This window comes from Curvibacter lanceolatus ATCC 14669, assembly GCF_000381265.1.
In the GTDB taxonomy this organism is placed as follows: domain Bacteria; phylum Pseudomonadota; class Gammaproteobacteria; order Burkholderiales; family Burkholderiaceae_C; genus Curvibacter; species Curvibacter lanceolatus.
In genome coordinates, this window is sequence record NZ_KB906265.1 from 80183 (window position 1) to 106875 (window position 26693).

At 68.9% G+C, this 26693-nt stretch carries 27 protein-coding genes; 17 read left to right on the forward strand and 10 right to left on the reverse strand.

The window, feature by feature from the left end; all coding sequences use genetic code 11:
- Positions 1–1221 carry a flagellar hook-associated protein FlgL gene (gene flgL / locus F624_RS0120820; protein WP_019576287.1) on the forward strand — a complete coding sequence of 407 codons (1221 nt, stop codon included), beginning with the start codon at positions 1–3 and terminating at the stop codon, positions 1219–1221.
- A gap of 8 nt (positions 1222–1229) precedes the next feature.
- The gene (locus F624_RS0120825; RefSeq protein ID WP_019576288.1) at positions 1230–2483 is read left to right on the forward strand and encodes an HDOD domain-containing protein; all 1254 of its coding nucleotides are present in this window, start codon (positions 1230–1232) and stop codon (positions 2481–2483) included.
- Positions 2484–2503: 20 nt separating this feature from the next.
- On the opposite strand, the gene F624_RS0120830 is transcribed toward F624_RS0120825, so the two are convergent.
- On the reverse strand, positions 2504–3943 hold the full coding sequence (locus F624_RS0120830; protein ID WP_019576289.1) for an aminotransferase-like domain-containing protein: 1440 nt from the start codon (positions 3941–3943) through the stop codon (positions 2504–2506).
- A 98-nt stretch (positions 3944–4041) separates the two neighbouring features.
- Here F624_RS0120830 and F624_RS0120835 point away from each other — a divergent pair, with 98 nt between their 5' ends.
- The 14 genes from F624_RS0120835 (at position 4042) to F624_RS0120900 (ending at position 17119) form a co-directional block, all read left to right on the forward strand.
- Positions 4042–4647 (forward strand): LysE family translocator, encoded by a 606-nt coding sequence (locus tag F624_RS0120835; RefSeq protein ID WP_019576290.1) that lies wholly within the window; start codon positions 4042–4044, stop codon positions 4645–4647.
- Positions 4644–5612, forward strand: coding sequence for a DMT family transporter (locus tag F624_RS0120840; protein ID WP_019576291.1), 969 nt, complete (start codon positions 4644–4646; stop codon positions 5610–5612). Before F624_RS0120835 ends, F624_RS0120840 begins: the two co-directional genes overlap by 4 nt.
- Positions 5609–6805: an aminotransferase-like domain-containing protein gene (locus tag F624_RS0120845; protein ID WP_019576292.1), complete on the forward strand. Its 1197-nt coding sequence runs from the start codon at positions 5609–5611 to the stop codon at positions 6803–6805. Before F624_RS0120840 ends, F624_RS0120845 begins: the two co-directional genes overlap by 4 nt.
- A gap of 78 nt (positions 6806–6883) precedes the next feature.
- A complete protein-coding gene (locus F624_RS0120850; protein ID WP_019576293.1) occupies positions 6884–7840 on the forward strand; it encodes a PhzF family phenazine biosynthesis protein in 957 nt (318 codons plus the stop codon).
- Positions 7837–8820 carry a threonine dehydratase gene (locus tag F624_RS0120855; protein ID WP_019576294.1) on the forward strand — a complete coding sequence of 328 codons (984 nt, stop codon included), beginning with the start codon at positions 7837–7839 and terminating at the stop codon, positions 8818–8820. The genes F624_RS0120850 and F624_RS0120855 overlap by 4 nt, the downstream gene beginning before the upstream one ends.
- Positions 8821–8932: 112 nt before the next feature.
- Positions 8933–9253: a DUF6883 domain-containing protein gene (locus F624_RS32705; protein ID WP_157443548.1), complete on the forward strand. Its 321-nt coding sequence runs from the start codon at positions 8933–8935 to the stop codon at positions 9251–9253.
- Positions 9254–9271: 18 nt separating this feature from the next.
- Positions 9272–9493, forward strand: coding sequence for a DUF4926 domain-containing protein (locus F624_RS0120865; RefSeq protein ID WP_019576296.1), 222 nt, complete (start codon positions 9272–9274; stop codon positions 9491–9493).
- A gap of 93 nt (positions 9494–9586) precedes the next feature.
- Positions 9587–10255, forward strand: a complete 669-nt coding sequence (locus F624_RS0120870) for a histidine phosphatase family protein (RefSeq protein WP_019576297.1) — start codon at positions 9587–9589, stop codon at positions 10253–10255.
- Between the two features lie 100 nt (positions 10256–10355).
- Complete coding sequence (locus tag F624_RS35545) at positions 10356–11372, forward strand: hypothetical protein (RefSeq protein WP_157443549.1); 1017 nt, start codon at positions 10356–10358, stop codon at positions 11370–11372.
- A 58-nt stretch (positions 11373–11430) separates the two neighbouring features.
- The gene (locus F624_RS0120880) at positions 11431–13056 is read left to right on the forward strand and encodes a sigma-54-dependent Fis family transcriptional regulator (protein ID WP_031255746.1); all 1626 of its coding nucleotides are present in this window, start codon (positions 11431–11433) and stop codon (positions 13054–13056) included.
- A 232-nt stretch (positions 13057–13288) separates the two neighbouring features.
- Positions 13289–13852 carry an OsmC family protein gene (locus F624_RS0120885; protein WP_019576300.1) on the forward strand — a complete coding sequence of 188 codons (564 nt, stop codon included), beginning with the start codon at positions 13289–13291 and terminating at the stop codon, positions 13850–13852.
- 64 nt (positions 13853–13916) lie between these two features.
- A complete protein-coding gene (locus tag F624_RS0120890) occupies positions 13917–15059 on the forward strand; it encodes an acyl-CoA dehydrogenase family protein (RefSeq protein WP_019576301.1) in 1143 nt (380 codons plus the stop codon).
- Positions 15056–16378 (forward strand): FAD-dependent oxidoreductase, encoded by a 1323-nt coding sequence (locus F624_RS0120895; protein WP_019576302.1) that lies wholly within the window; start codon positions 15056–15058, stop codon positions 16376–16378. The genes F624_RS0120890 and F624_RS0120895 overlap by 4 nt, the downstream gene beginning before the upstream one ends.
- A 135-nt stretch (positions 16379–16513) precedes the next feature.
- Positions 16514–17119 carry a hypothetical protein gene (locus F624_RS0120900; protein ID WP_019576303.1) on the forward strand — a complete coding sequence of 202 codons (606 nt, stop codon included), beginning with the start codon at positions 16514–16516 and terminating at the stop codon, positions 17117–17119.
- Between the two features lie 27 nt (positions 17120–17146).
- On the opposite strand, the gene F624_RS0120905 is transcribed toward F624_RS0120900, so the two are convergent.
- The 8 genes from F624_RS0120905 to F624_RS0120940 all read right to left on the reverse strand — a co-directional run bounded on the left by F624_RS0120905 (position 17147) and on the right by F624_RS0120940 (position 24615).
- Positions 17147–18223, reverse strand: coding sequence for an RNA methyltransferase (locus F624_RS0120905; RefSeq protein WP_019576304.1), 1077 nt, complete (start codon positions 18221–18223; stop codon positions 17147–17149).
- A gap of 68 nt (positions 18224–18291) precedes the next feature.
- Positions 18292–18735 (reverse strand): cyanase, encoded by a 444-nt coding sequence (gene cynS, locus F624_RS0120910; protein WP_019576305.1) that lies wholly within the window; start codon positions 18733–18735, stop codon positions 18292–18294.
- A gap of 110 nt (positions 18736–18845) precedes the next feature.
- Positions 18846–19715 (reverse strand): ABC transporter ATP-binding protein, encoded by an 870-nt coding sequence (locus F624_RS0120915; RefSeq protein ID WP_019576306.1) that lies wholly within the window; start codon positions 19713–19715, stop codon positions 18846–18848.
- On the reverse strand, positions 19705–20601 hold the full coding sequence (gene ntrB / locus F624_RS0120920) for a nitrate ABC transporter permease (protein WP_019576307.1): 897 nt from the start codon (positions 20599–20601) through the stop codon (positions 19705–19707). The genes F624_RS0120915 and ntrB overlap by 11 nt, the downstream gene beginning before the upstream one ends.
- A 3-nt stretch (positions 20602–20604) precedes the next feature.
- Positions 20605–22023, reverse strand: coding sequence for a CmpA/NrtA family ABC transporter substrate-binding protein (locus F624_RS0120925; protein WP_019576308.1), 1419 nt, complete (start codon positions 22021–22023; stop codon positions 20605–20607).
- A 156-nt stretch (positions 22024–22179) separates the two neighbouring features.
- Positions 22180–22884, reverse strand: coding sequence for a response regulator (locus F624_RS0120930; protein WP_019576309.1), 705 nt, complete (start codon positions 22882–22884; stop codon positions 22180–22182).
- The gene (locus tag F624_RS0120935) at positions 22881–24086 is read right to left on the reverse strand and encodes a sensor histidine kinase (RefSeq protein ID WP_019576310.1); all 1206 of its coding nucleotides are present in this window, start codon (positions 24084–24086) and stop codon (positions 22881–22883) included. The genes F624_RS0120930 and F624_RS0120935 overlap by 4 nt, the downstream gene beginning before the upstream one ends.
- Positions 24087–24147: 61 nt before the next feature.
- On the reverse strand, positions 24148–24615 hold the full coding sequence (locus F624_RS0120940; protein ID WP_019576311.1) for a nuclear transport factor 2 family protein: 468 nt from the start codon (positions 24613–24615) through the stop codon (positions 24148–24150).
- Between the two features lie 106 nt (positions 24616–24721).
- On the opposite strand from F624_RS0120940, the gene F624_RS0120945 reads away from it, so the two are divergent.
- A complete protein-coding gene (locus F624_RS0120945; RefSeq protein ID WP_019576312.1) occupies positions 24722–25345 on the forward strand; it encodes a TetR/AcrR family transcriptional regulator in 624 nt (207 codons plus the stop codon).
- A gap of 16 nt (positions 25346–25361) precedes the next feature.
- Here F624_RS0120945 and F624_RS0120950 read toward each other — a convergent pair whose 3' ends face one another.
- On the reverse strand, positions 25362–26687 hold the full coding sequence (locus F624_RS0120950; RefSeq protein ID WP_245573693.1) for a sulfatase family protein: 1326 nt from the start codon (positions 26685–26687) through the stop codon (positions 25362–25364).
- Positions 26688–26693: the final 6 nt, after the last annotated feature.

Sequence of the window (26693 nt, forward strand, 5' to 3'; positions counted from 1 at the left end):
ATGTCCAACTTCTTCGCCCGCGTCGGATCTGCCGACGCCTACGCATCCGCCATCAACAACATCGGCGGGCGCCAATCTCGCCTGACGCAACTGCAAGGCAACCTGACGGCCGGCAAGCGCGTGCTCAAGCCCAGCGACGACCCCACGGCCGCCGCCCAGGCCGAGCGCGCCATCACCCGCTCAGCCCAGGTGACGATCCAGCAACGGGCCCTGTCGTTGCAAAAAGACAATATGTCGCAGGCCGAAACCGTGCTCGGCCAGGCCAGCGATGCGATCCAGTCCTTCCGCGAACTGCTGGTGCAGGCCGGCAACGGTGCCAACACCGCCAGCGACCTGGGCACCATCACCTCGCAGCTGACCACGCTGCGCAACCAGCTGCTCACCTACGCCAACAGCACCGACGCCAACGGCCAGGCCCTGTTCGGCGGGCTGGGCAGCACCAGCACCCCCTTCATCGAACCCAACGCCACGGCCGGCGTGGTGTTTGCGGGCCTGGGCGGGCAGACCAACGGCACGGACCTGACCATCCCCAACACCATCGATGGCCAGGCCGCTTTTGCCAACGTCACGCCCACCACAGGCGCCTTTGCCATCAGCGCGCAGTCCGGCAACACCGGTACCGCCACGGCCAGCGCCGGCACCATCCTGCTCCCCACCTCGCCCAATGTGCTGGCCGGCAACAGCTACCAGATCAATTTCACCTCCGGTACCAACTACACCGTCACCAACCTGTCGACCAGCCCCCCTACCACCTCCGGCAGCTTGACCATGTCAGGCAGCACCGTGACCTTTGGCGGGGCAGGCAATGCTGATCAGCAGATGACCCTGACCGGGACGCCGGCGGCCGGCGACAGCTTCACGGTCAAGCCCAAGGCCTCGATCTTCGACGTCATGGACAGCGCCATCGCCGGCATCAAGCACGCCAGCAGCGGCACCAGCGCCCAGGCCTCGGTCAGCGGCTCGCTGGCCTCGCTCGACAACGCCTATGTGGCCGTGCAGGCCGCTCGAGGCCTGGCCGGCGACTACCTGAACCAGGCCGATGTGATCGACTCGAACCAGCAGACCAAGGCGGTGCAGTTGGAAGGGGACCGCTCAAGGGCCGAAGATCTCGATATGCTTCAGGGCATCTCGGATTTCCAGAACCAGACCACCGGCTACCAGGCGGCGCTGAAGTCGTATGCGCAAATCCAGAGCATGTCCTTGTTTGATTTTCTGAAGTAACACACCGAATGGTCCAATCCGTCCTCGGCAGCATCACCCTCGGCTACCGACCCCTGTGGGGCCGCAACCGCGAGCTGGCGGGCGTGCAGCTGCGCGTGGCGCCCGAGCCGGCCATGCCGGTCGATGCGCCGCACCTGCTGCGCACCCTCGACGAACTCTGGAGCGCCGACGCCCCGCCCCTGCTGCTGAGCGCCGAAACCCCGGCCCTGCTGGCGGGCCTGCTGGAACACGGCGACGCCCAGTCGCCCCAGATCGAGGTGTCGGGCGACTGGCTGGAGGCCGATGCAGGCCTGCAGACCCGCGTGGTACAGGCCCACCGCCGCGGGCTGCGCGTGATCTGGCGCGGCGATGTGCGCCACATGCCGCCGCCGGCCCCCGACCGCCCCGTGCACCGCTGCCTGCTGAGCCTGCAACCCGAAGACGCCGCCGCCGCCCTGCAAGCCGCGCTGCAGCAAAAGCGCCAGCCCAACGCGCCGTCCACGGCTTTTTTGCGCAGCCCGGTGCAGCCCGGGCATTACTACGAGAACATCGCCAGCGCCGCCCTGATCGACCACTGCCTGGACCAGAAGCACGGTCTGGCCCTGCTGGGCTGGCCCGACGACGACGTGCTGTACGGCCACCGCGGGCGTGAACTGGCCCCCGCGCGCAGCATCATCGAGCGCCTGTTGCGCGCCATCGGGCAAGACCAGTCCATGGACGTCATCGAAGACATCCTGAGCGAAGAACCCATCCTGAGCTACCGCTTCCTGACCCTGACCAACTCGGCCGCTCTGGGCCTGCGCACCGGCATCGACTCGCTGCGCCGGGGGCTGATGATGATGGGCTACACCCAGCTGGAAAAATGGCTGGTCGGCCAGTTGCCCCACGCCGGCACCGACCTCAACCTGCAACCCGTGCGCCAGGGCATGGTGCTGCGGGCCCGCCTGATGGAACACATCCTGGATGCGGGCATCGAAGAAGACCTGCGCCGCGAGGTCTACCTGTGCGGCCTGTTCTCGCAGCTCGACGTGCTGATGAACGAGCCCCTGGGCACCATCTTGCACCGGCTGCCGCTGTCCGATCGCATCTACGCGGCCAATGTCACCCAGTCGGGCCCCTACCAGCCGGCGCTCGACCTGGCGCGCGCCATGGACAGCGCCGACACGGCCACCGTGCGCGCGCTGCGCCACGCCCATGAACTCGACACCGAAGACCTGAACCGAGCCCTGCTGCACACCTTGCTGAGCCAGCACGTGCCGGCCAACGCCGCCACCCGCACCTGAGGCCTCAGCGCCTCAGCGCGTCAGCGGCTCTCACCCACCACGCGGGCAAACACCTTCCAGAACGCCGCGTCCTGCGCCGTGGCAAAGTTGATGCGCATCAGTGTGCCCGACTTGCGGCTGGCGTGGAACAGCGCCCCCGGTGCCAGCAGGTAGCCCTCGTCCAGCATGCGCTGCGCCAGCACGTCGGTGTCCACCCCCGTGTCCACCCAGCCGAACATGCCGGCCGGCTCGGCCACAAAAGTGCAGCCGGCCTGCAGCGCGAGCTTCACCGTGCGGGCCCGGGCCGCATCCAGCCGGGTGCGGATGCGCTCGGCATGGCGGCGCAATTGCCCCTGCTCGATGCACAGGGCCAGCGCCTTCTCCAGCAGCGAAGGCGTGGTCAGCGTGGCCAGCAGCTTGGTATCCAGCAGGCGCTCCACCAGATCCGGCGGCGCGGCCAGAAAACCCACCCGCCAGTTGGGTGCCAGGATCTTGGCAAAGCCGCTCACGTAGATGCTGCGCTGCAAGCCATCGAGCACCGTGAGCCGGGTGGCATGGTCGGGTGCAATGTGGCCATAGGTGTCGTCTTCGACGATGTGGAAATCATGCTGGGTGGCCAGCTGCAGCACCCGGTGCGCGCTGCCCGGGGTCAGGCAGTGGCCGGTCGGGTTGTGGAACACGCTCACACTCACGAACAGCTTGGGCGCGTGCACCTCGCAGTAGCGCTGCATCACCGCCAGGTCGGGGCCATCGGCCAGGCGCGGCACGGGCAGGATGCGCATGCCCAGGGCATCGAGCCGGGCAAACTCGACCGACCAGCCCGGCTCTTCCACCATCACCGGGTCGCCTGCCTTGAGCAGGGTGCGGCTCACGATGTCGAGTGCGTGCGTGGCCCCCACCGTGGTGATGATCTGCTGCGGCAGCACCCGGATGTTGAGCGCGGCCAGTCGCTGCGCCAGCACCCGGCGCAGCTCGGCATCGCCCATCGGGTCGCCGTAGCGCAGCGAACTCTCCTGCAGCGCGCGCGTGCTGGTCACCTTGCGCACGGCCGCCGGCATGAAAGTGGTCTCCAGCCAGTCCGGCGGCAGCACGCCCGAGCCCGGCTGGGGCTTGTTCGAGGCCTGGTGGAACATGCCGCGGATCAGCGCCGCCGCATTCACATGCGAGCCCGAAGGCAAGGCCTGCACCCCCTCACCCAGCACCCCGGCGGCCACACTGCGCTGCGGCGTCGGGCCCGGCGGCTCGGGGCTGACCAGATCGCGCACAAAGAAGCCGCGCTGGCGCCGCGCCTCCACCAGGCCCTGGGCCAGCAGCTGGTCGTAAGCGGCCACCACGGTGTAGGCACTGACACCCTGCTGGCGGGCACATTCGCGCACCGAAGGCAGGCGTGCCCCGGGCGCCAGCAGGCGGGCGCGGATGCGCTCGGCAAAGCGCTCGACCAGTTGTTCGGTCAGGGATTGTTGGGCGTGGCGCGTCAGCATGGGCAAAACTGTATTGAAGGTTTGACCAATACAGATTGTGAAAATGTCAGCAAAACTGTATTGGGTCTGTGTTGGTCAAAAACTATAAAGTGACCGACATGAGCTGGCAAGAATTTTCCGCATTGCTGCTGCTGGCCACCGCCAGCAGCTTCACCCCCGGGCCCAACACCACGCTGTCGACCGCCCTGGCCGCCAACTTCGGCCTGCGCCGGGCCATGCGCTTCGTGCTGGCTGTTCCGGTGGGCTGGTCGCTGCTGCTGGCACTGTGCTCGGCCGGGGTGGGCGCCGTGATCCTGGCCCTGCCGGCCTTGCGCTGGGCCATCCTGGCCACCGGTGTGGCCTACCTGCTGTGGCTGGCCTCGCGCCTGATGAACAGCCGCCAGCTGACCCAGGCCGACGCCTCGCGCCTGCAGGTCACCTTCGGCCAGGGCGTGATGCTGCAGTTCCTCAACATCAAGGCCTGGATGCTGGCCCTGTCCATCGTGGCGGGTTTTGTGGCCGGCCAGGCGCAGCCGCTGCAGCGCTTTTTCCTGATCCTGCCGGTGATGCTGTGCTTTGCCTTCTTCAGCAACCTGGCCTACGCCCTGGTGGGCTCGATGCTGCGGCACTGGCTGGCCCAGGGCCAGCGCCTGCTGGTGTTCAACCGCATCATGGCCACGGCCCTGGCGGGCACGGCGGCCTGGCTGCTCTGGAGCGCGCTGTGAGCAGCCCCACCGCCCAACCTGATCTGGCCTTGCGCCGCGGCCTCTGGCTGGGCGCCCTGGGCGTGGCCATCTTCGCCCTCACCCTGCCCATGACCCGGCTGGCCGTGGGCAGCCCCGAGGCGCCCCTGATGTCCGGCCTGTTCGTGGCCATGGGCCGCGCCGTGGTGGCGGCCGCGCTGTCGGCCCTGTACCTGCTGGCCACCCGGGCGCGCTGGCCCACCGCCGCACAACGCGTGCCCCTGCTGCTGACGGCGCTGGGCGTGGTGTTCGGCTTCCCCCTGTTCACCTCGCTGGCCATGCGCCATGTGCAGGCCGTGCACGCCAGCGTGATCGTGGGCCTGCTGCCCCTGGCCACGGCCGCCGTGGGCGCCGTGCTGCACCGGCAGCGCCCTTCGTGGCAGTTCTGGGCCTGGGCCGGCCTGGGCAGTGCCCTGGTGGTGGTGTTCGCGCTCACCCATGCCGGGGGATCCGGCCTGGGCCTGAGCCCGGCCGACGGCCTGCTGCTGCTGGCCATGGCCTGCGCCGCCGTGGGCTATGCCTATGGCGGGCGGCTGTCGCGCCAGATGCCGGCCGAGCATGTGATCTGCTGGGCCCTGCTGCTGGGCCTGCCCCTGACGCTGCCGCTGGCCTGGGGCAGCCGGCCCGAGCAGGCCCTGCCCACCTCGGCCTGGCTGGCCTTCGGCTACGTGGCCCTGTTTTCGATGTGGCTGGGCTTTTTCGCCTGGTACCGCGGCCTGGCCCTGGGCGGCACGGTGCGCGTGAGCCAGGTGCAGCTGCTGCAACCCTTTTTGTCCATGCTGTTTGCCGTGCCTTTGCTGGGCGAGCGGCTGGACCTGGGCACCGCGCTGTTCGCCGCCGCCGTGGTGCTGACCGTGTTCCTGGGGCGCAAGTCGCCGGTGAACGCGCCCACAAACACCGACAATCACGTTTTGAGCTCCCTGCCAACGAAAGGAAACGCCTCATGAGCACCCCCAGCTGGACGCTGTCCACACGCGCCCAAAAGATGAATCCCTCGGCCATCCGTGAAATCCTGAAGGTCACGGAAAAGCCCGGCATCATCAGCTTTGCGGGTGGGCTGCCGTCGCCCAAGACCTTCCCGATCGAAGCCTTTGCCGCCGCCAGCGCCAAGGTCTTGCGCGAAGATGGCGCCGCCGCGCTGCAATACGCCTCCAGCGAAGGCCTGCCCGTACTGCGCCAGTTCATCGCCGACCACCTGCCCTGGAACGTCGACCCCGACCAGGTGCTGATCACCACCGGCAGCCAGCAGGGCCTGGACCTGGTGGCCAAGATCCTGATCGACACCGGCAGCCGCATCCTGGTCGAAACCCCCACCTACCTGGGTGCACTGCAAGCCTTCACGCCCATGGAGCCCCGGGTGGCCAACGTGGCCTGCGACGATCAAGGCCCAGACCCCGAAGACCTGGCCCGCCAGGCCCTCGGTGACGGCAGCGCGGCCGACCGCGCCCGCTTTGTCTACCTGCTGCCCAACTTCCAGAACCCCACCGGCCGCACCATGACCGAAGAGCGCCGCGCCGCCCTGGCCGCCAAGGCCGCCGAGATCGGCCTGCCCATCGTCGAGGACAACCCCTACGGCGACCTGTGGTTCGACGCCCCACCGGCCCTGCCCCTGGCCGCCCGCAACCCCGACAACACCATCTACCTGGGCTCGTTCTCCAAGGTGCTGGCCCCGGGCCTGCGCCTGGGCTACATCGTGGCGCCCAAGGCCATCTACCCCAAGCTGCTGCAGGCCAAGCAGGCAGCCGACCTGCACACGCCCACCTTCAACCAGCGCATGGTGGCCGAGGTGATCAAGGACGGTTTCCTGGACACCCACGTGCCCAAGATCCGCGCCCTCTACAAGGCCCAGTGCGAAGCCATGCTGGCCGCCCTGGACCGCGAGTTCGCCGGCCTGGGCGTGCAGTGGAACCGCCCGGTGGGTGGCATGTTCCTGTGGTTGCGCCTGCCCGAAGGGCTGGACAGCGTGAAGCTGCTGCCCCTGGCGGTGGAGAACAACGTGGCCTTCGTGCCCGGCGCCCCCTTCTATGCCGACCACGGTGACCCGCGCACGATGCGACTGTCCTTCGTGACCGCCAGCGTCGAGCAGATCAACATCGGCGTCGCCGCCCTCGCCAAGACCCTGCGCCAGGCGCTGGGCTGACGTGACCACCTGGCCTCGGGGATGAAGCCCCTGCCCCGAGGCAGGCACCTTCTCACCCCAAGAATCCCCGAGTGCCCCATGAGTCAACGCCCTTTCCAACAAGTCGACGTCTTCACCCAAACCGCCGGTTACGGCAACCCGCTGGCCGTGGTGCTGGATGCCCGCGGCCTGGACGACGAAGCCATGCAGCGTTTTGCGCGCTGGACCAATCTGTCCGAGACCACCTTTCTGTTGCCCCCCACCGAGGCGGGCCGCGCCCAGGGGGCCGACTACCAGGTGCGCATCTTCACCCCCGGCGGTGAACTGCCCTTTGCCGGCCACCCCACGCTGGGCAGCTGCCACGCCTGGCTGCGCGCCGGCGGCCAGCCGCGCTCGGCGGCCCACGTGGTGCAGGAATGCCGTGTTGGCCTGGTACGCATCCGGCGCGAAGGCAGCGGCGCCGAGCAGCGCCTGGCCTTTGCCGCCCCCACGTTGCGCCGCAGCGACCCCAGCCCCACCGTGCTGTCCCAGGTGGCCCGGGCCCTGGGCCTGAAGCCCCAGCAGGTGTTGGCGGCCCAGGTGCTGGACAACGGCCCGGTCTGGATGGGCCTGTTGCTGGACCACCCGCAGACCGTGCTGGGCCTGCAGCCCGACCACCTCGAACTCAAGGCCCTGGGCCAGAAGGTGGGGGTGGTGGCCATCGACCACCCCGAGGTGCGCACCGGCCTGATCGCCCGCTCCAACCGCGAAGCCCGGGCCTTTGGCGCCACCCCGCGCAGCAGCCCGGCCCCCGCCGGTGATGCCACCGCGCCCACGCTGGAAGTGCGTGCCTTTGCCGCCCCCATCGGCATCCTGGAAGACCCCGTCACCGGCAGCCTGAACGCCAGCCTGGCCCAGTGGCTGATCGCCGACGGCCATGCCCCGCGCCACTACGTGGCCGCCCAGGGCACCTGCCTGGACCGCGCCGGCCGGGTGCACATCGACTGCGACGACCAGCAACAGGTCTGGGTCGGCGGCGCCAGCGTGACCTGCATCGAAGGCACGGTGGACCTGTGAGCACCGCCCTGCACCCCACCGGGTTGCCCAGCCTGGCCGACATCGAAGCGGCCGCCGAGGTCGTGTACCGCGCCTTCCCCGCCACGCCCCAATATCAGTGGGGCCTGCTGAGCGAGCGCCTGGGCACTGCCTGCTGGCTCAAGCACGAGAACCACACGCCGGTGGGCGCCTTCAAGATACGGGGCGGCCTGACCTACTTCGACCAGCTCGCCCGGCGCGGCGAACTGCCGCACGAGGTGATCAGCGCCACCCGAGGCAACCACGGGCAGAGCATCGGCTGGGCCGCCCGCGCCCATGGCGTGCCCTGCACCATCGTCGTGCCGCATGGCAACTCGACCGAAAAGAACGCCGCCATGCGCTGCCTGGGGGTGAACCTGATCGAGCACGGTGACGACTTCCAGGCCGCGCGCGAACACGCCATCGCCCTGGCGCAAACCCGCGGGGCCCACATGGTGCCCAGCTTCCACCCCGATCTGCTGCGCGGCGTCAGCACCTATTGGTGGGAGTTCTTGCGCGCCGTGCCCACCCTGGATGTGGTCTATGTGCCCATCGGCCAGGGCTCGGGCGCCTGCTCGGCCATCGCCGCCAAACAGGCCCTGGGCCACCCGGTGCGCATCGTCGGTGTGGTGAGCGCCCACGCCACCACCTATGCCGACTCGCTGGCGGCCGGCCGGGTGGTCGAAGCCCCGGTCAGCACCGTGCTGGCCGACGGCATGGCCTGCCGCGTGGCCGATGCCGCCGCCCTGGCCGTGCTGGCTCCCGGCCTGGACCACCTGGTGCAGGTCACGGATGCCGAAGTGGCCCAGGCCATGCGGGCCCTGTTCACCGACACCCACAACGTGGCCGAAGGCGCCGGCGCCGCGGCCCTGGCCGCTGCCCTGCAAGAACGCAGCACCCTGCGCGGCCAGACCGCGGGCCTGGCCCTGTCGGGAGGCAATGTCGATGCCGGTGTCATGGCTGGGGTGTTGGGCAGCGCTTGAGACCAGCGTCAGTCACGCCGAGTCAGCCGGAGATCGGCCGACCAAGGGCCACCTCCCGAAAAGGGGCTTTGGCCATGTTGCAGTGCTGGGCATGTCACAACGGCCCATCCACTTGCCACAGGAACGCAGGATCGCCCCCTCGAAACTGACCGGGTACCTGCTCCACCCCAGCAACAGCCAGGGCAAAGCGGCCTTCTTCCAGCGGATGGGCTTCAGTCTGGAAAACTGGCCTGCACTGCAGCAGGCCTTGTTGATGCATGCCGAATCAGCCACCCTGATCGACGTGCTTGCCGGGCCGTATGGGGAACGCTACATTCTTAGCGGTCCACTGCTGACACCCATCGGACGTGTGCCGCCCCCCTTGCTGACCGCCGTCTGGATGCGTGAACACAGCCAGCACTGGGCCAAACTCATCACGGCTTACCCCAGCTAAGCCCAACAGGAGCCATCCATGTTCAAGGAACACAGTCAGGTTGCCCTGTCCAGCCCACTGCCCCACCTGGGCCTGCCTGCAGGCGCTTTGGGGGTAGTGATCCATGTGCATGGCCAGGGCGTGGCCTACGAGGTGGAGTTCTTCGACGCCAGCGAACGCACCCTGGGCGTTGAAACCCTGTCGGCACAACAGTTGAAGGCCACGGCGTTCCCACCTGGGGTGCACCCGGCCCACGCGTAGTCCCACCCAGTGCCGTCACCCAGGTGACGGTTTTCCGACGAATCGGTCGCCGCGGCGACTGTGCGGTCTGAGGGCGCTTGACAGAATCCGCCCATGGGAACCCTCTACCTTGTGCGCCATGGCCAGGCCTCGTTTGGTGCCGACGATTACGACCGCCTCAGCGAGCTCGGTCACCGCCAAAGCGAACGCCTGGGCGAGTACTTCAAAGGCAAGGGTCTGGAATTCCAGGCCGTCATCACCGGCACCTTGCGCCGCCACCAGGAAACCTTTGCCGGCATCGCCCGCGGCCTGGACTGGCAGGCCCAGCCCGTGCTCTGGCCCGGCCTCAACGAGTACGACAGCGAGGCGGTGATCCACGCCATCCACCCCATGCCCCTGCCCAAGCCGGACACGCCTGAGTTGTACCGGCACCACTTCCGCCTGTTGCGCGATGGCCTGACGCAATGGATGGCCGGCGTGGTCAGCCCGCGCGGCATGCCCAGCTACAACGACTTCGTGCACGGCGTGAGCAGTGCCCTGGACCACGTGCGCCAGAACTGCGAGGGCAACGTGCTGCTGGTCTCCAGCGGCGGGCCCATCTCGACCGCGGTGGGCCACATCCTGGGCACCACACCGGAGGCCACGATCGAGCTCAACCTGCGCATCCGCAACAGTTCGGTGACCGAATTCCACTTCAATCCCAAGCGGCATTCGTTGGTCACCTACAACACCCTGCCCCACCTGGACCACCCCGACCACGCCAGCTGGATCACCCACGCCTGAGCGTGTGTTCGAGCGCTGAACACGCCCCCCGGGTTTGTCCGCGCTCGGCGGCGGGTTTTCACGGTTGTACGGCGGCGACCTGCCTGCCGATACTGAAAGCATGTTGAGCGCCCCTGCCCCCCTCACCCCACTGGCCCCTGAGCCGTCCGGTGCTTTGCCGCCCGGGGCCTGCGGCGTGGTGTTTCAAGGGGGCAGCAAGGCCGCCTTGCAGCAGGGCCACTGGCAGTTGATGGAACAGCTGCAGCAGCTGGGCCTGGCCAGCCTGGTCGACGTTCAATTGCTGCCTGCCGACGCCACCACGGCGCCCGCACTCCAGGTGGCGCTGCAACCCACCCTGATCGAGCACTGGGCCCCGGGCCATGACACCCGGGCCCTGTCCAGAACCCTGGCGCTGGACACCCGGCACGCCGACGACTTGGCGCGCGAGATCATCGTGGCCTTGCTGGCCAGCCCGGTGGCCTTCGCATTTCCCAGCCATGCCGAGTGGGCGGCTGCCGTGCGGGTGCGCCAGGGCATCGTGCAGGCGGCACGCGACACCCGGCTCCACCCCGACCCGACCGGGCCGCGCCATCCCGCCGAGGATTGGCTGCTGCAGCCGGGCCGCCCCCCTCTGCTGCGCCCCGAGCGCCCCTTGACGGCCGCCCTGCAGGCCCTGCTGCAGCCCGCCCAGGGCCCGGGGTTTGCGCTGTCACCCTACCGCGCCTCGGAGTACGTGCTGCTGCTGGGCCTGGCCGAAGAAACCCGGCGCCACCACCCGGCGCTGTACAGCCGCCTGCAGACCCGCTTCCAGCATCGACCGGTGCGCGATTGCGATTTCCACCAGGCGCTGATGCGCCAGATCGGCAGCCCGGACGCCCCCCTGCCCAGCGGCTTTGCCGTGCCGGGCGACCGCGTCTGGCTGCGCCCGCCACCCGGCCCCGGGGGGCTTGAAACAGACCGGCCCATCGGCGGGCGCTGGGCCATCTACCTGGGTCAGGGGCATTACCGTGAGTTTGAATTGCCGGTCAAACTCAGCGAGCAGCGCCCCTGGCACAGCCCGGAGCACACCGCCCACTGGCAACCCATGCGCGAGTTTCCGCGCCTGCTGTGCCCGGGCAGCAGCGACATCGCGCTCTGAGCCCACCCGGCGGCGTTGAACCTCTGCGGGCTGGCACGGCAACTGCATGGCGACCGGCATGGCCCAGCCTCCCCAACCGCCCCCTCCTTCCAGCCGGGCAACGGCCACCGACTGGCACGCCCAGGAACTGCTGCTGATGCACGAGGTGATGCGCCTGGTAGGCCGCAGCCTCAGCCCCGAGACCGTGCTGCGCGAGATGCTGCACCTGATGAGCGAGCTGCTGGGCCTGAACCGGGGCCGCATCGTGCTGCGCGAGCCCGAATCGACTCAGGCCAGCATCCAGCATGCCTACGGCCTGACAGCCGCCGAATGTCAGCGCGGCCAATATGCGCTGGGCGAAGGCATCACCGGGCGGGTGCTGGCCAGCGGGCAAGCCGCCATCGTGCAGGACATCGACCATGAGCCCTTGTTCCTGTTCCGCTCGGTGCAACGCGCCGAACTGCCCCCCGAAACCGTGGCCTTCATCGCCTTGCCGATCACGGCCAACGGCCAGACCCTGGGCGTGCTGGCCTGCCACCGGCTCCGCAGCCGCCAGCGCCACCTGAACGATGACCTGGCGCTGCTGCGCGTGCTGGCCACCCTGGCCGGGCAGCTGCTGCAGTTGCAGCAACTGGTGAGCGAGCAGACGCGCCAGCTCGAAGCCCGCAACACCCAGCTGGCGCGCGCCCTGCAAACCCAGGCGGCACGCTACGGCCTGATCGGCAGTTCACCCGCCCTGCTGCAGGCGCTGGGTGAGCTTGAGCAGGTCTCGCAGGCCAGCGTGAGCGTGCTGCTGCTGGGTGAATCGGGCACCGGCAAGGAGCTGTTCGCCCGCGCCGTGCACCTGGCCAGCGGGCGGCGTGACCAGCCCTTCATCAAGGTGAACTGCGCCGCCATCCCCGAGACGCTGTTCGAATCCGAGCTGTTCGGACACGAGAAAGGCGCCTTCACCGGCGCCGTGGCGGCGCGCCCGGGCTGGTTCGAGCAGGCCGATGGCGGCACCCTGTTCCTGGACGAGGTGGGCGAGCTGCCCCTGGGCCTGCAATCCAAACTGCTGCGCACGCTGCAGGAGGGCACCCTGGTGCGCCTGGGGGGACGGCGCGAACAGCGGGTGGACGTGCGCCTGGTGGCCGCCACCCACCGCGACCTGTCGGCGGACGTGCAGGCGGGCCGCTTCCGCCAGGATCTGTATTACCGGCTCAATGTGATCCCGATCCGCTTGCCCTCGTTGCGCGAGCGGCGCGAAGACATCCAGGCCCTGGCCCTGCATTTCGTGAGCCGCGCCAACCAGGCCCACCAGCGCAACGTGAACCTCACGCCCGAGGCACTGCAAGCCCTGGCGCAACAAGACTGGCCCGGCAACATCCGCGAGCTGGGCAATTTCATTGAACGCCTGGTGCTGTTGAGCGGACACAGCTCGGTGAGCCAGGCCCAGTTGCTGCGCCTGCTGCGCCAAAGCCAGAGCGGGGCCCAGGCCGACAACACCCCCGCCCTCGCCCCGGCACGGGCCTGGCCCGGCAGGCCGGCCGACGATGCCGCGCCCGCTCCATTGGTGCGCGACTACCAGAGCACCCACGCCCACCCGGTGGCCCAGTTGCAGGAGGCCCTGCAGCGGCACCACGGCAACCAGTCGCGCGCGGCCCAAAGCCTGGGCCTGACCCTGCGCCAGTTTGCCTACCGCCTGCGCAAGGCCGGCTTGCGCTGAACCAGGGTCGACAAATTGTCGACATTGGGTCGACACAGGCGCAATGTCAATCAAGGTATCGCGCCTGCATTTGCTTCTCTATTGATAGCAAACTTACCAATCTCGTCAATACCCTCAGACGATTCAGCCGCTGCCAGGCAAGGCTTGACCAGGCCTGGCACAGCGGTTGCAAAGAAGCAGGCATGCCTGGGCTGTCAGCCCTCCGCTTTCCCCCCCACCAAGGACCTGCACCATGACCGAAGCCTCCGCCCTCGACACCCCCACCACCGTCAAGGCCTACCTGCGCCCCATCGACAGCGAAGGCCTCGCCGCCTTTGCCGCCAAGGGCCGGGCCAATCCCGCCAGCCGCGGCACCAACAAGGTCCACACCGTGATGGAGGGGCAGTACCGCTCGCTCAGCACCGTGGGCCAGCACACCCCGGTGGTGGTGGACGAGCCCCTGCACCTGTTCGGCCAGGACACCGCGCCCGCCCCGGGCGAGATCGTGCTGTCGGGACTGGGCGGCTGTCTGGCCGTGGGCATCACCGCCGTGGCCACCTGGAAGCAGGTCAAGCTGAGCAAGCTGGAGGTGTTTCTGGAGGGCGACATCGGCAACCCGGCCGCCTGGGGAGCCGGCGGCGCGCTCGAAAAAACACCCCCCGAAATGGGCTTCCAGGCCATCCGCGTGAAGGTGGTGGTGGAAGGCGACGCCCCGCGTGAAGTGCTGGACGAGATCGTGCAGCACGCCAACTTCTACTCGCCGGTGGCCAACACCTTGCGCAACCCGATCCCGTTCACGATCAGCCTGGCTGATTGAGCGATCGCCCTCCGCCGGCGCCCATCCGCTGCCCCCACCCCTCCAGCCACCCAAGGACTTGAGCATGAACCCCGCTGACCTGCCCCCCGAAGTTCGAGCCGGCGACCTGCTGGCAGCCACCCGCGTCCTGGCCCAGGGCCCGCTGCGCGAGCAGGTCCAGGCCATCGACCGCGAAGGCCTGTACCCGCAGGCACTGCTGCAGGCCCTGGCCGCCGCCGGGGCCATGAGCGCCCACCTGGACAGCGACCAGGGCCCCGGCGACTACGCGCTGGCCATCCAGGCCATGGCCGAGGTGTCGCGGGTGTGCGGCGCCACCGGCTTCATGATGTGGTGCCAGGCTGTGGCGGGCCTGTACCTGCAGCAGTCGGGCCAGCCGGCACTGAGCGGCGAGGTGCTGGCGGCCCATGTGAGCGGCAAGCGCCTGGGTGGCACCGCCCTGTCCAACCCCATGAAAAGCTTTGCGCAGATCGAAAGCCTGCTGCTCAAGGCCACCCCGGTGCCCGGCGGCTACCGGGTCAGCGGCACCCTGCCCTGGGTCAGCAACCTGGGCCCAGACCACTACTGCGGCGCCATCGCTGCGGTACAGACCGGGGATGCCGCCGCCGCCGCGCCGCACGAGATCATGTTCCTGCTGCGCTGCGATGCGCCCGGAGTGACGCTGCGCGAGTGCCCCTCGTTCTCGGGCATGGAGGGCACGGCCACCTATGCGCTGCGCGTGAAAGACCTGTTCGTGGGCGAGGGCGAACTCATGGCCGACCCGGCACGCCCTTTCATCGCCCGCATCCGGGCCGCCTTTGTGATGCTGCAATGCGGCATGGCCGTGGGCATCACCCAGGGCGCCATCGACTCCATGTGGGAGGTCGAACCCCAGCTGGGCCACGTCAACCAGTACCTGGAAGACCGGCCCGACGCGCTGCAGGCCGAGCTCGACGGCCTGAGCCAGCGTGTCATGCAGCTGGCCCGCACCCCCTACAACACCGACAAGGACTTCTTCATCGACGTGCTGGATGCCCGCGCCCATGGGGCCGAACTGTGCCTGCGTGCGGCCCAGTCGGCCCTGATGCACCAGGGCGCGCGCGGCTACCTGATGAGCTCGGAGGTGCAACGCCGGGTGCGTGAATCGCACTTCGTGGCCATCGTCACGCCCGCCATCAAACACCTGCGCAAGGAAATCGCACGGCTGAGCGCCGAGGAGCTGCCGGCATGATCCCCTCCGGCCCCACCGGCCCCTCCGCCCCCACCGCCCCCCGGCCCGACGCCCGCCCCAGCCCCGTGGGCCTGGCCATCGAGGCCCTGGCCCCGGCGTGGCAGACCTACATCTGCCACGCCTGCGGTTACCTGTATGACGAAGCGCTGGGCGACCCGGACAGCGGCCTGCCCCCAGGCACCCGCTTCGCCGACATCCCGGACGACTGGGCCTGCCCGCTGTGCGGGGTGACCAAGAGCGACTTTTCGCCCTACACCGCCCCCAGCCCGGAGCGCCTGCGTCAGCCTCTGCCGCAGCCACCTGCCCCCCAGGGCCGTGCCCGTCGGGGCGATGCGGGCATCGTCATCGTGGGCGCCGGCAAAGCGGGCTGGCAACTCGCCGAAACCCTGCGCCAGCACGATGCCAACCTGCCCATCACCCTGGTCAGCGCCTGCGCCGGCGACCGTTACGACAAGCCCCTGCTCTCGGTCGCCCTGGCGCGCCAGCTGCCCCCCGAAGGCCTGGTCAAGGAAAGCGGGCCCGATGCGGCCCGGCGCCTGAACCTGCGCCTGCTGCCCCACACGCAGGCGGTGCGCATCTGCGCCGAAACGCGGCAACTGCGCACCACCCGGGGCAACCTGGGCTACCGCCAGCTGGTGCTGGCCCATGGGGCCGAGGCCGAGCTGCCGGCGGGGCTGGCGCCCGGTCTGTGCTGGCGCATCAACCACCTGGCGGCCTACCAGCGCCTGCGCCAGGCCCTGGGCGACAGCCCGCGTGACGTGCTGGTGCTGGGCGCCGGCCTGATCGGTTGCGAACTGGCCAACGACCTGGCCCTGGGCGGCCACCGCGTGCGCCTGCTGGACACCGCCAGCGAACCCCTGGCCCGCTGGCAGGCCCAGGCAGCCGGGGCCCAGTTGCTGGCCGCCTGGCAGGGCCTGGCCATCACCTTCGAGGGGGGGCAGACCGTGGCCAGCGTGACACGCTCGGCCGACAGCGGGCGCTACCACGTGCACACCGCGGGCGGCCAGCACCACGAGGTGGACCAGGTGGTGGTGGCCGCCGGCCTGCACACCCCCGGCCGCCTGGCACGCAGCGCCGGGCTGCAATGGCGCGATGGGATCGCGGTGGACCCGGCCACACTGGCCACCAGCCAGCCCGGCATCCACGCCCTGGGCGACTGCATCACCGTCGAGGGGGTGGCCAGCCGTTACATCGAGCCGATTGCCCGCCAGGTCAGCACCCTGGCAGCGGCCTTGCTGGGCCAGGCCGCCGTGCCTTACGAGGCCAGGCCGGCGCTGGTGCGGGTCAAGACCAGCTCGCACCCGCTGACGCTGCACTGAAGGCCAACGCGCACGGGATTCGATCCAGATCAAGGAACAGCGCCGTGACACGGCCCGGCCACGCCGCTGTCAAATCACTTTCATGCGGGCCGGTCACGCTGCGGTCATTCCTTTTTCATGACCTAGGAGTTTGCCGTGCGTGATTTCCTGCAGAAAGTCGACACCCTGCGCTGGGACGACCACCGTTACTACCACCAGTGCCGCATCAACCAGACGCTGCACCTGATCAGCGCCATCAGCTTTCTGTGCGCCTACGCCTTGCTGTTCGTCGACCCGGCGGCCGCCGCGATGGTGGGCTGGCTGGTGGGCATGGTGACGCGCCAGTCGGGCCATATCTTCTTCGAGCCGCGCGGCTACGACAGCGTCAACCAGGCCACCGACGCCCACAAGGAGGCCATCAAGGTGGGCTACAACATGCGCCGCAAGGCCATCCTGATCGGGGTGTGGCTGGCGCTGCCGGCCGTGCTGGCCTGGCGCCGCGACCTGTTCGGGCTGATCCACCCCGATGCCGGCTTGGCCGGCTACGCCCACGATGTGGGCCTGCTGTGGCTGGCTCTGGGGGTCACCGGGCTGCTGCTGCGCACCCTGCACCTGTTCGTGCTGCGCAGCCCGGCCTGGGGCCTGGCCTGGGCTTTCAAGATCATCACCGACCCGATCCACAACGTGCAGATCTACTGGCGCTCGCCGGTGGCCCTGCTGCGCGGCGAGCGGCTGGACCCGATGCAGGCGCCACGCCACTGAACGCGGGCCGCGCTCCGCCAGATCGGTTCAGCCGGGGCCCGCTGCGCCCCCGGCACGGGGTGCCCAATGAATTGGCACGTCAATGGCAGGCGCTTCAATGGCAGGCGCGTCCTGGCTGCGCGCCCGCAGCTGGCCGCAGCCGCCGTCCACGTCCTGCCCGGCCGACTGGCGCAGCTTGGTCAGCACGCCGCGCCGGTGCAGCTGGCGGGCGATCTCGGCGGCGCGCTCCCAACTGGGGCGTTTGAAGGCCAGATCGGGCACGCTGTTGTAAGGGATCATGTTGAGCACGCCGTACTTGCCCTGCAGCAGGCGCACGATGCCATCGAGCTCTTCCTCGCTGTCGTTGATGCCCTCGATCAGCGTCCACTGGTACTGGATGGGGTAGCCGGTGGTGCGGGCATAGTGCTCGCCCTGCGCCACCAGCTCGTCGGGGCTGATGCGGGGCGCGCGCGGCAGCAGTTGCTCGCGCAGCTCGGCCCGTGTGGTGTGCAGCGACAGGGCCAGCGCGGGTTTGACCCGCCCCTGCGGCAGGCGCTCGAACACGCGCGGGTCGCCCACGGTCGAGAACACCAGGTTCTTGTGGCCGATGTTGCCCACCGTGCCCAGCAGCTCGATGGCTTCGAGCACGTTGTCCAGGTTGTGGGCCGGCTCGCCCATGCCCATGAACACCACTTTCTTGACCGGCCGCAGCGTGCGGGCCAGGGCCACCTGGGCCACGATCTCGGCGCTGCCCACCTGGCGCAACAGGCCTTCGCGCCCGGTCATGCAGAACACGCAGCCCACGGCGCAACCCACCTGGGTGGACACACACAGGCCGTCGCGCGGCAGCAGCACGCTCTCCACGGTCTGGCCGTCGGCCAGCGCCACCAGCAGGCGGGCCGAGCCGTCTTCGCCCGGGTGCTGCGAGCGCAGCGTGGCCAGGCCGGCCAACTCGGCGCTCAGGGCGGGCAGCCTATCGCGCACCGTGGCGGGCATGAAGTCTTCCAGCCGCCGGCGGCCGCTGTCCTGCGGCTTGGCCTGGGCCCACAGGCGCAGCACCCGCTGCTCGTGGGCGGGGCCGGCGCCGTGGGCGCGCAGTTGCTGGCGGATGGATTCGATGCGCATGGAGAAAACCGGGGCCTCAGAAGAAAACGGCCCCGAGCTTAACGCCTGCGCCCGCCCCGCGGGCGGGCTCAGTAGGTCTTGTAGGGCAGGAACTTGCCCGACAGCACCACGTTCACACGGTCGCCCTTGGGGTCGGCCTGGCGCTGGATGTCCATGCTGAAGTCGATGGCGCTCATGATGCCGTCGCCGAACTCTTCGTGGATCAGCTCCTTGATGGTGCTGCCGTAGACGCTCACGATCTCGTACCAGCGGTAGATCAGCGGGTCGGTGGGCACGGGGGTGGGCAGCGAGCCCTTGTAGGGCACCACGCACAGCCATTTCTGTTCGTCGGCGGTGAGGCCGAAGATCTTGCCCAGCACCTTGGCCTGTTCGGGCGTGGCGGTCATCTGGCCCAGGCACAGGGCGGTGGTCCACTCCTTGGACTGGCCCAGCTTCTTGGCCACGGCCTCCCACTTGATGCCTTTTTGCACCTTGGTGCCGATGATTTTCTCGGTGACGTCATTGCGGTTCATGTTGGCTCCTTTGAAAAGAACGGGGTGAGCAGGTTGAAAAATCGGGGCCGAGCCCCGCCCCGGCCGCAGCCCGGCGGGCGGCGGTCTGAAGGGCTGGTCGGCGAGGGAAATCAGTGCGCCTTGGCGCGGCTGACCAGAAAGTCGACCACGTGGTTGCGCAGCTCGTAGTAGCCGTCGAGGTGGTGCAGGCTGGCCCGGTTGCGCTCGCGCGGCAAGGGGTTGACCACCACCTCGGCCAAGCCGCCCGGGCGGTAGCCCTGCGGGGTGTCGTTGCCATTGCTCATGAGCAGGATGCGGTCGGCCAGCAGGATGGCTTCGTCCACATCGTGGGTGATCATGAACACGGTCTGCTGGGTCTGGCGCACGATGCCCATCAGCTCGTCCTGGATGGTGCCGCGGGTGAGTGCATCCAGCGCGCCGAAGGGCTCGTCCAGCAACAGCATCTTGGGGCTGATGCTGAAGGCCCGGGCAATGCCCACGCGCTGCTTCATGCCGCCCGACAGGGCCGAGGGCTTCTTGTCGATGGCGGCGCTCAGGCCCACCATCTCGACGAACTTCTCCAGGTGCACATTGACCTTGGCGGCGTTCCATTCGGGCCAGCGCGACTTGACCGCAAAGGCGATGTTCTGCCGCACGGTGAGCCAGGGCATCAGGGCGTGGCTCTGGAACACCACGCCACGCTCCAGGCTGGGCCCGGCGATCTCGCGCCCATCCATGTAGGCATAGCCTGAGCTGGCCTGGTCCAGCCCGGCCAGCACGTTGAGGATGGTGGTCTTGCCACAGCCCGAATGGCCGATGATGCAGACAAACTCACCCCGCGCCAGCGAGAAGGACACGTCCGAGAACACCGGGCGCGCCGGGTCGTAGGCCTTGCTCAGCGCTTCGACTTTTAGAAATCCGTCCACCTTGGGGTTCCTTTCAGAGGGCTGGGGGATGGCCAGCGCCGCGGTCGCGGCACGGCTGCCGGAATCACTCCACATAGGTCACCGCCTTCTGCAAGCGGCCAAAGGCCAGGTCCAGCAACATGCCGACCACGCCGATGACCAGCACCGCAAAGATCACGCTGGTGAGCGACAGGTTGTTCCACTCGTTCCAGACGAAGTAGCCGATGCCGGTGCCGCCCACCAGCATCTCGGCCGCCACGATCACCAGCCAGGCGATGCCCATGCTGATGCGCATGCCGGTGAGGATGGTGGGCGCCGCGGCCGGCAGGATCACCAGCAGGGCGCGGCGCAGCGGGTTGACCTCGAGCGTGGCCGACACATTGAGCCACTCGCGCTTGACCGAGGCCACGCCGAAGGCGGTGTTGACCAGCATGGGCCAGATCGAGCAGATGAAGATCACGAAGATGCCCGAGATCGACGAGTCCTTGATGGTGTAGAGCGCCAGCGGCATCCAGGCCAGGGGGCTGATGGGCTTGAGCACCTGGATGAAGGGGTCGAAGGCCCGGCGCAGCAGGGGCGACATGCCGATCACAAAGCCCAGCGGGATGGCCACCAGACAGGCCAGGCCAAAGCCCAGGCCGACCCGCGCCAGCGAATAGGCCAGCTGGATGCCGATGCCCTTGTCGTTCGGGCCCTTGTCGTAGAACGGGTCACGCAGATGCTGCCAGGCCGCGGTGGCGGTCTGCAGCGGGGTCGGAAAGCCACCCGACCTGGTGCTGCCCCCGGCCTCGGCCGGGGCCGGCGCGCCGGGGTCCTTGCCCATCATCTTGAGGTACTCGATCTGCTCGGCGCTGAGGGTCTTGGCGGGGGCTGGCGCCGGCGCATCGGGCAAGGTGGCCGTGCGCCAGACCGCCAGCAACACCACCAGCATCAGCACCGACAGCACACCGGCCCGAAAGCCCAGGGATTTGAAAGGGCTCATGGCTCACGCCCCCTTGCTGATGGCAAAGCTCTTGGCGTAGGCCTCGGCCTTGGCGGCGTCGAACTCTTTGCCCATGATGTTGAACTTGGGGTAGGCGCTGCCTTCGGGCACCTTCTGGTCCAGGGCCTTCATCTGCTTTTTGGCGTCGGTCAGCAGGAACACCTTCTCGGCGATCTGCTTGTAGTTGACCGCCCCCTTGATGTAGCCCCAGCGCTGCATCTGGGTCAGCATCCAGACGGCCATGCTCTGCCAGGGCATGGGGTCGAAGTCGGCCCGGTCAGGCACGTTGCGGATGTTGCCCAGGCCGTCGGCGAACTTGCCGGTCAGCACCTGCTGCAGCACCACCTCGGGCTGGTTCAGGTAGGCCTGCGGGGCGATCACCTTGGCGATCAGCTCGCGGTTCTTGGGGTCGCGGGCCATGGCCGCCGAGGTGAGCACGGCGCGGTACAGGGCGGCAAAGGTGTTCGGGTTCTTCTGGATGAACTCGGCGCTGGTGCCGAAGGCACAGCAGGGGTGGCCGTTCCAGAGATCCTTGGTCAGCAGGTGGATGAAGCCGGCCTCTTCGTACACGGCGCGCTGGTTGAACGGGTCGGGGCCCAGAAAGCCGTCGATGTTGCCGGCGCGCAGATTGGCCACCATCTCGGCCGGCGGCACCACGCGCAGCTGCACATCGGTGTCGGGGTTGAGGCCGGCCTCGGCCAGGTAGTAGCGCAGCAGGAAGTTGTGCATGCTGAACTCGAAGGGAATGGCGAACTTGAAGCCCTTCCAGTTCTTGGGGTCGCGGTTGTCCTTGTGCTTCAGGGCCAGGGTGATGGCCTGGCCATTGATGTTCTGGATGGTGGCCACGTTCATGGGCGTGGCGTTGGAGCCCAGGCCCAGCGACATGGCCAGGGGCATGGGGCTGAGGAAGTGGGTGGCGTCGTATTCCTTGTTGATGATCTTGTCGCGGATCAGCGCCCAGCCCGCGGTCTTGGTGACCTCCACATTCAGGCCCTGCTGTTTGTAGAAGCCCAGGGGGTGAGCCATGATCAGCGGGGTGGCGCAGGTGATCGGGATGAAGCCGATCTTCAGGTCTTTCTTCTCAAGGTTGGTGCCGCCCTTGCCGGCCTCCTGGGCCATGGCCTGCAGGCTGGCCACCGGCAGCACGCTGCTGATGGCCGCCATGGCCGTGCCCTTGCCCACCGCGCGCAGAAAGCGCCGGCGCAGCGCGTCTTGCGGAAACAAGGCCTTGACCAGGGTGGCTTCGATGAACTCGTTGCTGTAGGCCTCGAACTCGCTGCTCAGGCTGCGCTGGCGCAGCGTGGCAGCTGCGGCCTCGGCGCTGAGCTCGGCCTGGTGGTCGGCCGCGCTGTGCTCGCGCCCGCAGCTGCACTTGAGCATCAGGGGGCGGTCGGCATCGTAGGGCGAAAAGAATTCGGACATGGCACACCTCGTTGATCAGGACGCCAGCCACCACGCAAAGCGCGGGCCAGCTTGGCGCCTGGAAGCGCCCAGTACAGCGTCAGGCCGCATTTCGTGCCCGGCATGTCGACACCGTGTAGGGGCAGCCCTACACAGGAGGTGATGCCGGCCCTGTTTTCAGCTGCCCGAGGCGCTGCGCGCCAGCAAGGCCAGCTCGACATCGTTGCGTGCCCCGGTCTTTTCGAGGATGCGCGCCCGGTAAGTGCTCACGGTGTTGGGCGCGAGCTTGAGCTGTGCACCAATTTCGCTCACCGAATGGCCGCTGGTGAGCAGGCGGAACACCTGGTGTTCGCGGTGCGACAGGGCGTCGATGGCCGCCATCACCGCCGCCGGCGTGCTGGGCGCCAAGGTGGTGCGCGACAAGGCGCCGGCCAGGGCCTCGGCCGTGGCCTCGCTGAGGTAGCGCCCGCCGGCGGCCACCTTGCGCACGGCCGCCACCATGTCGTCGGGGTCGGCACTCTTGTTGAGGTAGCCGGCCGCGCCCAGCTTGATGCAGCGCACGGCGTACTGCTTCTCGGGGTAGGTGCTGAGCATCAGCACCGGCAAGGCGGGCCACAGGCGGCGCAATTGCTGCAGCACCTCCAGCCCGTCCAGCCCGGGCATGGCGATGTCCAGCAGCACCAGGTCCAGCCCGGCCGGGCCCTGCAGCGACTCGACCTGGGCCAGGGCCTCGGGCCCGCTGGCGGCCTCGGCCAGCACGGTGATCTCGGGCTGACCATTGGCCGGGTCACCCAGCACCTGCTTGAGGCCCTGGCGCACGATCAGGTGGTCATCGGCCAGCAGCACGCGGATCGGGGCGGGAACGGTCGCAGCCGGGTTCATGGGGTCTCCAGAGGAATCTGCAGGTGGAAACACGAGCCCTCGCCTGGCGCGCTCTGGATCGACAACACGCCGCCCAGGTGGCGCGCCCGCTCGCGCATGCCCATGACGCCATAGGCGGTGGGCGCCTCCAGGGCCTGCGGGCTGGCGCCCACGCCGTTGTCCTGCACGCGCAGGTGCAGCTGGGCGTCGCGCAGCTCGATCAGCACGTCGATGGCGCTGGCCCGGGCGTGGCGGCCCACGTTGCTCAGCATCTCCTGGAAGATGCGGAACACCGCCATCGCGGCCGGCTCGGGCAGGCTCAGCGTTTCGGGCACGCTCATGCACCACTCCAGCGCCAGCTCGGCCGACTGGGCAAACTCATGGGCCTGCCACTCCAGGGCCGCCCACAGGCCCTGGTGGTCCAGGATGCTGGGGCGCAGGTCGGTGATGATGCGGCCCACGTTGTCGACCGCGTTCTCGATCAGGCGGCTCATGTTCTGGCACTTGCAGCGCATCTGGCCGCGCATGTCCTGCGCCGCCTCGGGCTCGCGGGCGGCCTGTTCGCCCAGGCGCTTGTGCAGCCAGTTGACGTCCATCTTCAGGGCCACCAGCAGGCTGCCGAGTTCGTCGTGCACCTCGCGGGCGATGCGGGTGCGCTCGTCCTCCCGCACGCGTTCGGAGTAGGCCGAGAGTTCACGCAGGCGGCCCAGGGCCTCGCTCAGCGCCAGGGTGCGCTCTTGCACGCGCTGCTCCAGCACATCGTTGCTGCGCTGCAGGGCGTCGTGGGCGCGCTGCAGCGCCTCGGCGGCCCGGCGCCGCTCGGTGATGTCGACAAAGGTGATGACGGCGCCACGCACCTCGGTCCCGTCGAGGATGGGCTGGCTGGAGTACTCCACCGGGAAGCTGCTGCCGTCGCGGCGCCAGAACACCTCGGAGTCGATGCGGCAGGGCAGGCCCTGGCGAAAGGCATTGAAGATGGGGCAGTCGCTGTCGAGGTAAGGGCGGCCGCCGGGGTGGCTGTGGTGGGTCAGCGCGTGCATGTTGCGCCCCAGCAGCTCGGCCGGCTCGTAGCCGATCAGGCTGGCCCCGGGGCGGTTGATGAAGACGCAGTCGCCCTGCAGATCGATGCCGAACATGCCTTCGTCGGTCGAATCCAGCAGCAGGCTCAGGCGCTGCTGCCACAAGGCATCGGTACCGGGGGGGATGTTGAAGCGGGCGACCATGCCACGGCATCAAGCAACGCCTGTGCCAATCTGGTGCATGGTCACCCGCCGGCGTTCCGGCTCAGAGCCCCAGTTCGCTCAGGCCGGGGTGATCGTCAGGCCGGCGGCCCAGCGGCCAGTGGAACAGGCGTTGATCCGCCCGGATCGGCAGGTCGTTGATGCTGGCAAAGCGCCGCTGCATCAGGCCCTGGGGGTTGAACTCCCAGTTTTCATTGCCATAGCTGCGATACCACTGGCCCGAATCGTCGCGCCACTCGTAGGCAAAACGCACGGCCAGGCGCTCGCCGGTGAAGGCCCACAGCTCCTTGATCAGGCGGTAGTCCAGTTCGCGGGCCCATTTGCGCTCCAGGAACTGGCGGGCCTGCTCGCGCCCCACCGGGAACTCGGCGCGGTTGCGCCACACCGTGTCTTCGGTGTAGACCTGGGCCACACGGGCCGGGTCGCGGGAGTTCCAGGCGTCTTCGGCCAGGCGGACTTTCTGGGCCGCGGTCTCGGCCGTGAAGGGGGGCAGTGGGGGCTTGGTTTCCATGAAAGGGCTCCGTCGGTGGAAAGGTCAGGCAGGAAATCCTGCATGTAGACAGATCTGTCTACGCGCACTCTAAGCCATGTAGACAGATCTGTCTACAATCACCTCCATGACCGACGCCCTTTTTTTCACCCCCTTTGTGCTCGACCCCAGCCTGCCGGCCCGCGAGCGGATTCTGCTGGCGGCTCATGAGCTGTTCTATCGAGAGGGTCTGCGCGCCACCGGCGTGGACCGGGTGATTGCGGCGGCCGGGGTCACCAAGGTCACGTTCTACCGGCACTTTCCGGCCAAGGACGAGCTGATCCGCGCCTTTCTGGCCTACCGCCACGAACGCTGGATGGCCTGGTTCCAGGCCGCCCTGGCCCGGCACCAGGCCGCCCAGAGCACCGGCGAACGCCAGCGCCAGCCCCTGCAGCCGCTGGCCGGCGCGCTGAGCGAGTGGCTGCGTGAGCCGGGTTTCCGGGGTTGCGCCTTCATCAATGCGGTGGCGGAACTGGGTGGGGGCCTGGGCGATGCTCTGGCGATTTCAGCGGCCCACAAGCAGGACATGGTGGGCGCCATCGAAGCCCTGCTGCCGGGCCAGCCCGAGGCCCGCGCCCTGGCCGAGGCGGCCGGGCTGGCGGCGGACGGGGCCATCGTGCGGGCCCAGACCGGCGGCGCGGCCGTGGAACAGGCGCTGACGGGGCTGGAGCGCGTGCTGGCGGCCCTCACTGCAGAGAAAACCCCAGCCTGAAACGCGGGTCAGCCGCTCAGCGCTGGGGCATGTCCTTGGCGCCGTAACCCAGGCTGACGGTGGCGTCTTCGGGGATGGGGGGCATGGTGGCCTCCCAGGCCTCCCAGGCGGCGCGCAGCTCGGCCAGGCGCTCGGGCTGGCGGCTGGCGTGGTTGGCGCGTTCGCGCTCGTCGGCCGGGATGTTGAACAGGTAGTCGTGCCCATCCACCCGCAGGTATTTCCAGTCGCCCAGGCGGGCGGCGCGTTGGCCGCGGTGGTTCATGCGCCAGAACATGGGGCGCTCGAACTCGCCCCCGTCGCCCTGCAGCACGGGCAGCAGGGAGACGCCATCGAGCGGGTAACTCGGGTGGGCCGCCACGCCGGCCGCGGCCAGCATCGTGGCCGACCAGTCCATGGTCAGGCAATGCTGCTCGCTGACGCGGCCCGGGGCGATGGCGGCGGGCCAGTGGGCGATCCAGGGCACGCGGATGCCGCCCTCGGTGAGGTCCATCTTGCCGCCCACCAAGGGCCAGTTGTCGGAGAAGCGCTCGCCGCCGTTGTCGCTGGTGAAGACCACCAGGGTGTTGTCCGCCAGCCCCTGCGCGCGCAGCGCGGCCATCACGCGGCCGATGCCTTCGTCCATGTGGTGGATCATGCGGCGGTAGGTGTGGATGTTGCCGCCATGCAGGTGGAACAGGTTGTCCTTGACCTCTTGCGCCAGGGCCTCGTCGTCGCGCGTCTCCCAAGGCCAGTGCGGCGCCGTGTAGTGCAGGCTCAGGAAGAAGGGCTGGCCGGCCTGGGCCGCCGGGGCCATGCGGTTCACCCAGTCCACCGCCCGGTCGGACAGCAGGTCGGTGAGGTAGCCCTCCTGCTGGTGTTCCTCCTCGCCAAACCACAGGTCGTGCGTGCCGCGCGAATCGCAGTGGGTGAAGTAGTCGACGCCACCCGACATGGGCCCGAAGAACTCGTCATAGCCCGAGCGCAGCGGGCCGAACACCGGCGGGTAGCCCAGGTGCCACTTGCCGATCAGCGCGGTGTTGTAGCCGCTGGCCTTGAGCAGCGAGGGCAGCGTGGGGTGCTCGGTGGGCAAGCCCAGGGTGGTGCTGCCGCGGCTCTTGCTGTTGATGGGCTCTTCGGCCGCCCCGCGCAACCGGTACTGGTAGCGCGCCGTGATCATGGCAAAGCGCGTGGGCGAGCACACCGGCGAGTTCGAGTAGCCCTGGGTGAAGCGCAGGCCCTGCGCGGCCAGGCCGTCGAGCACGGGCGAGACGGGCTCGCGGCCGCCGTAGCAGCCCAGGTCGGCATAGCCGAGGTCGTCGGCGACGATGAAGATGATGTTGGGGCGTTGGGACGAAGCAGACATGGAGGG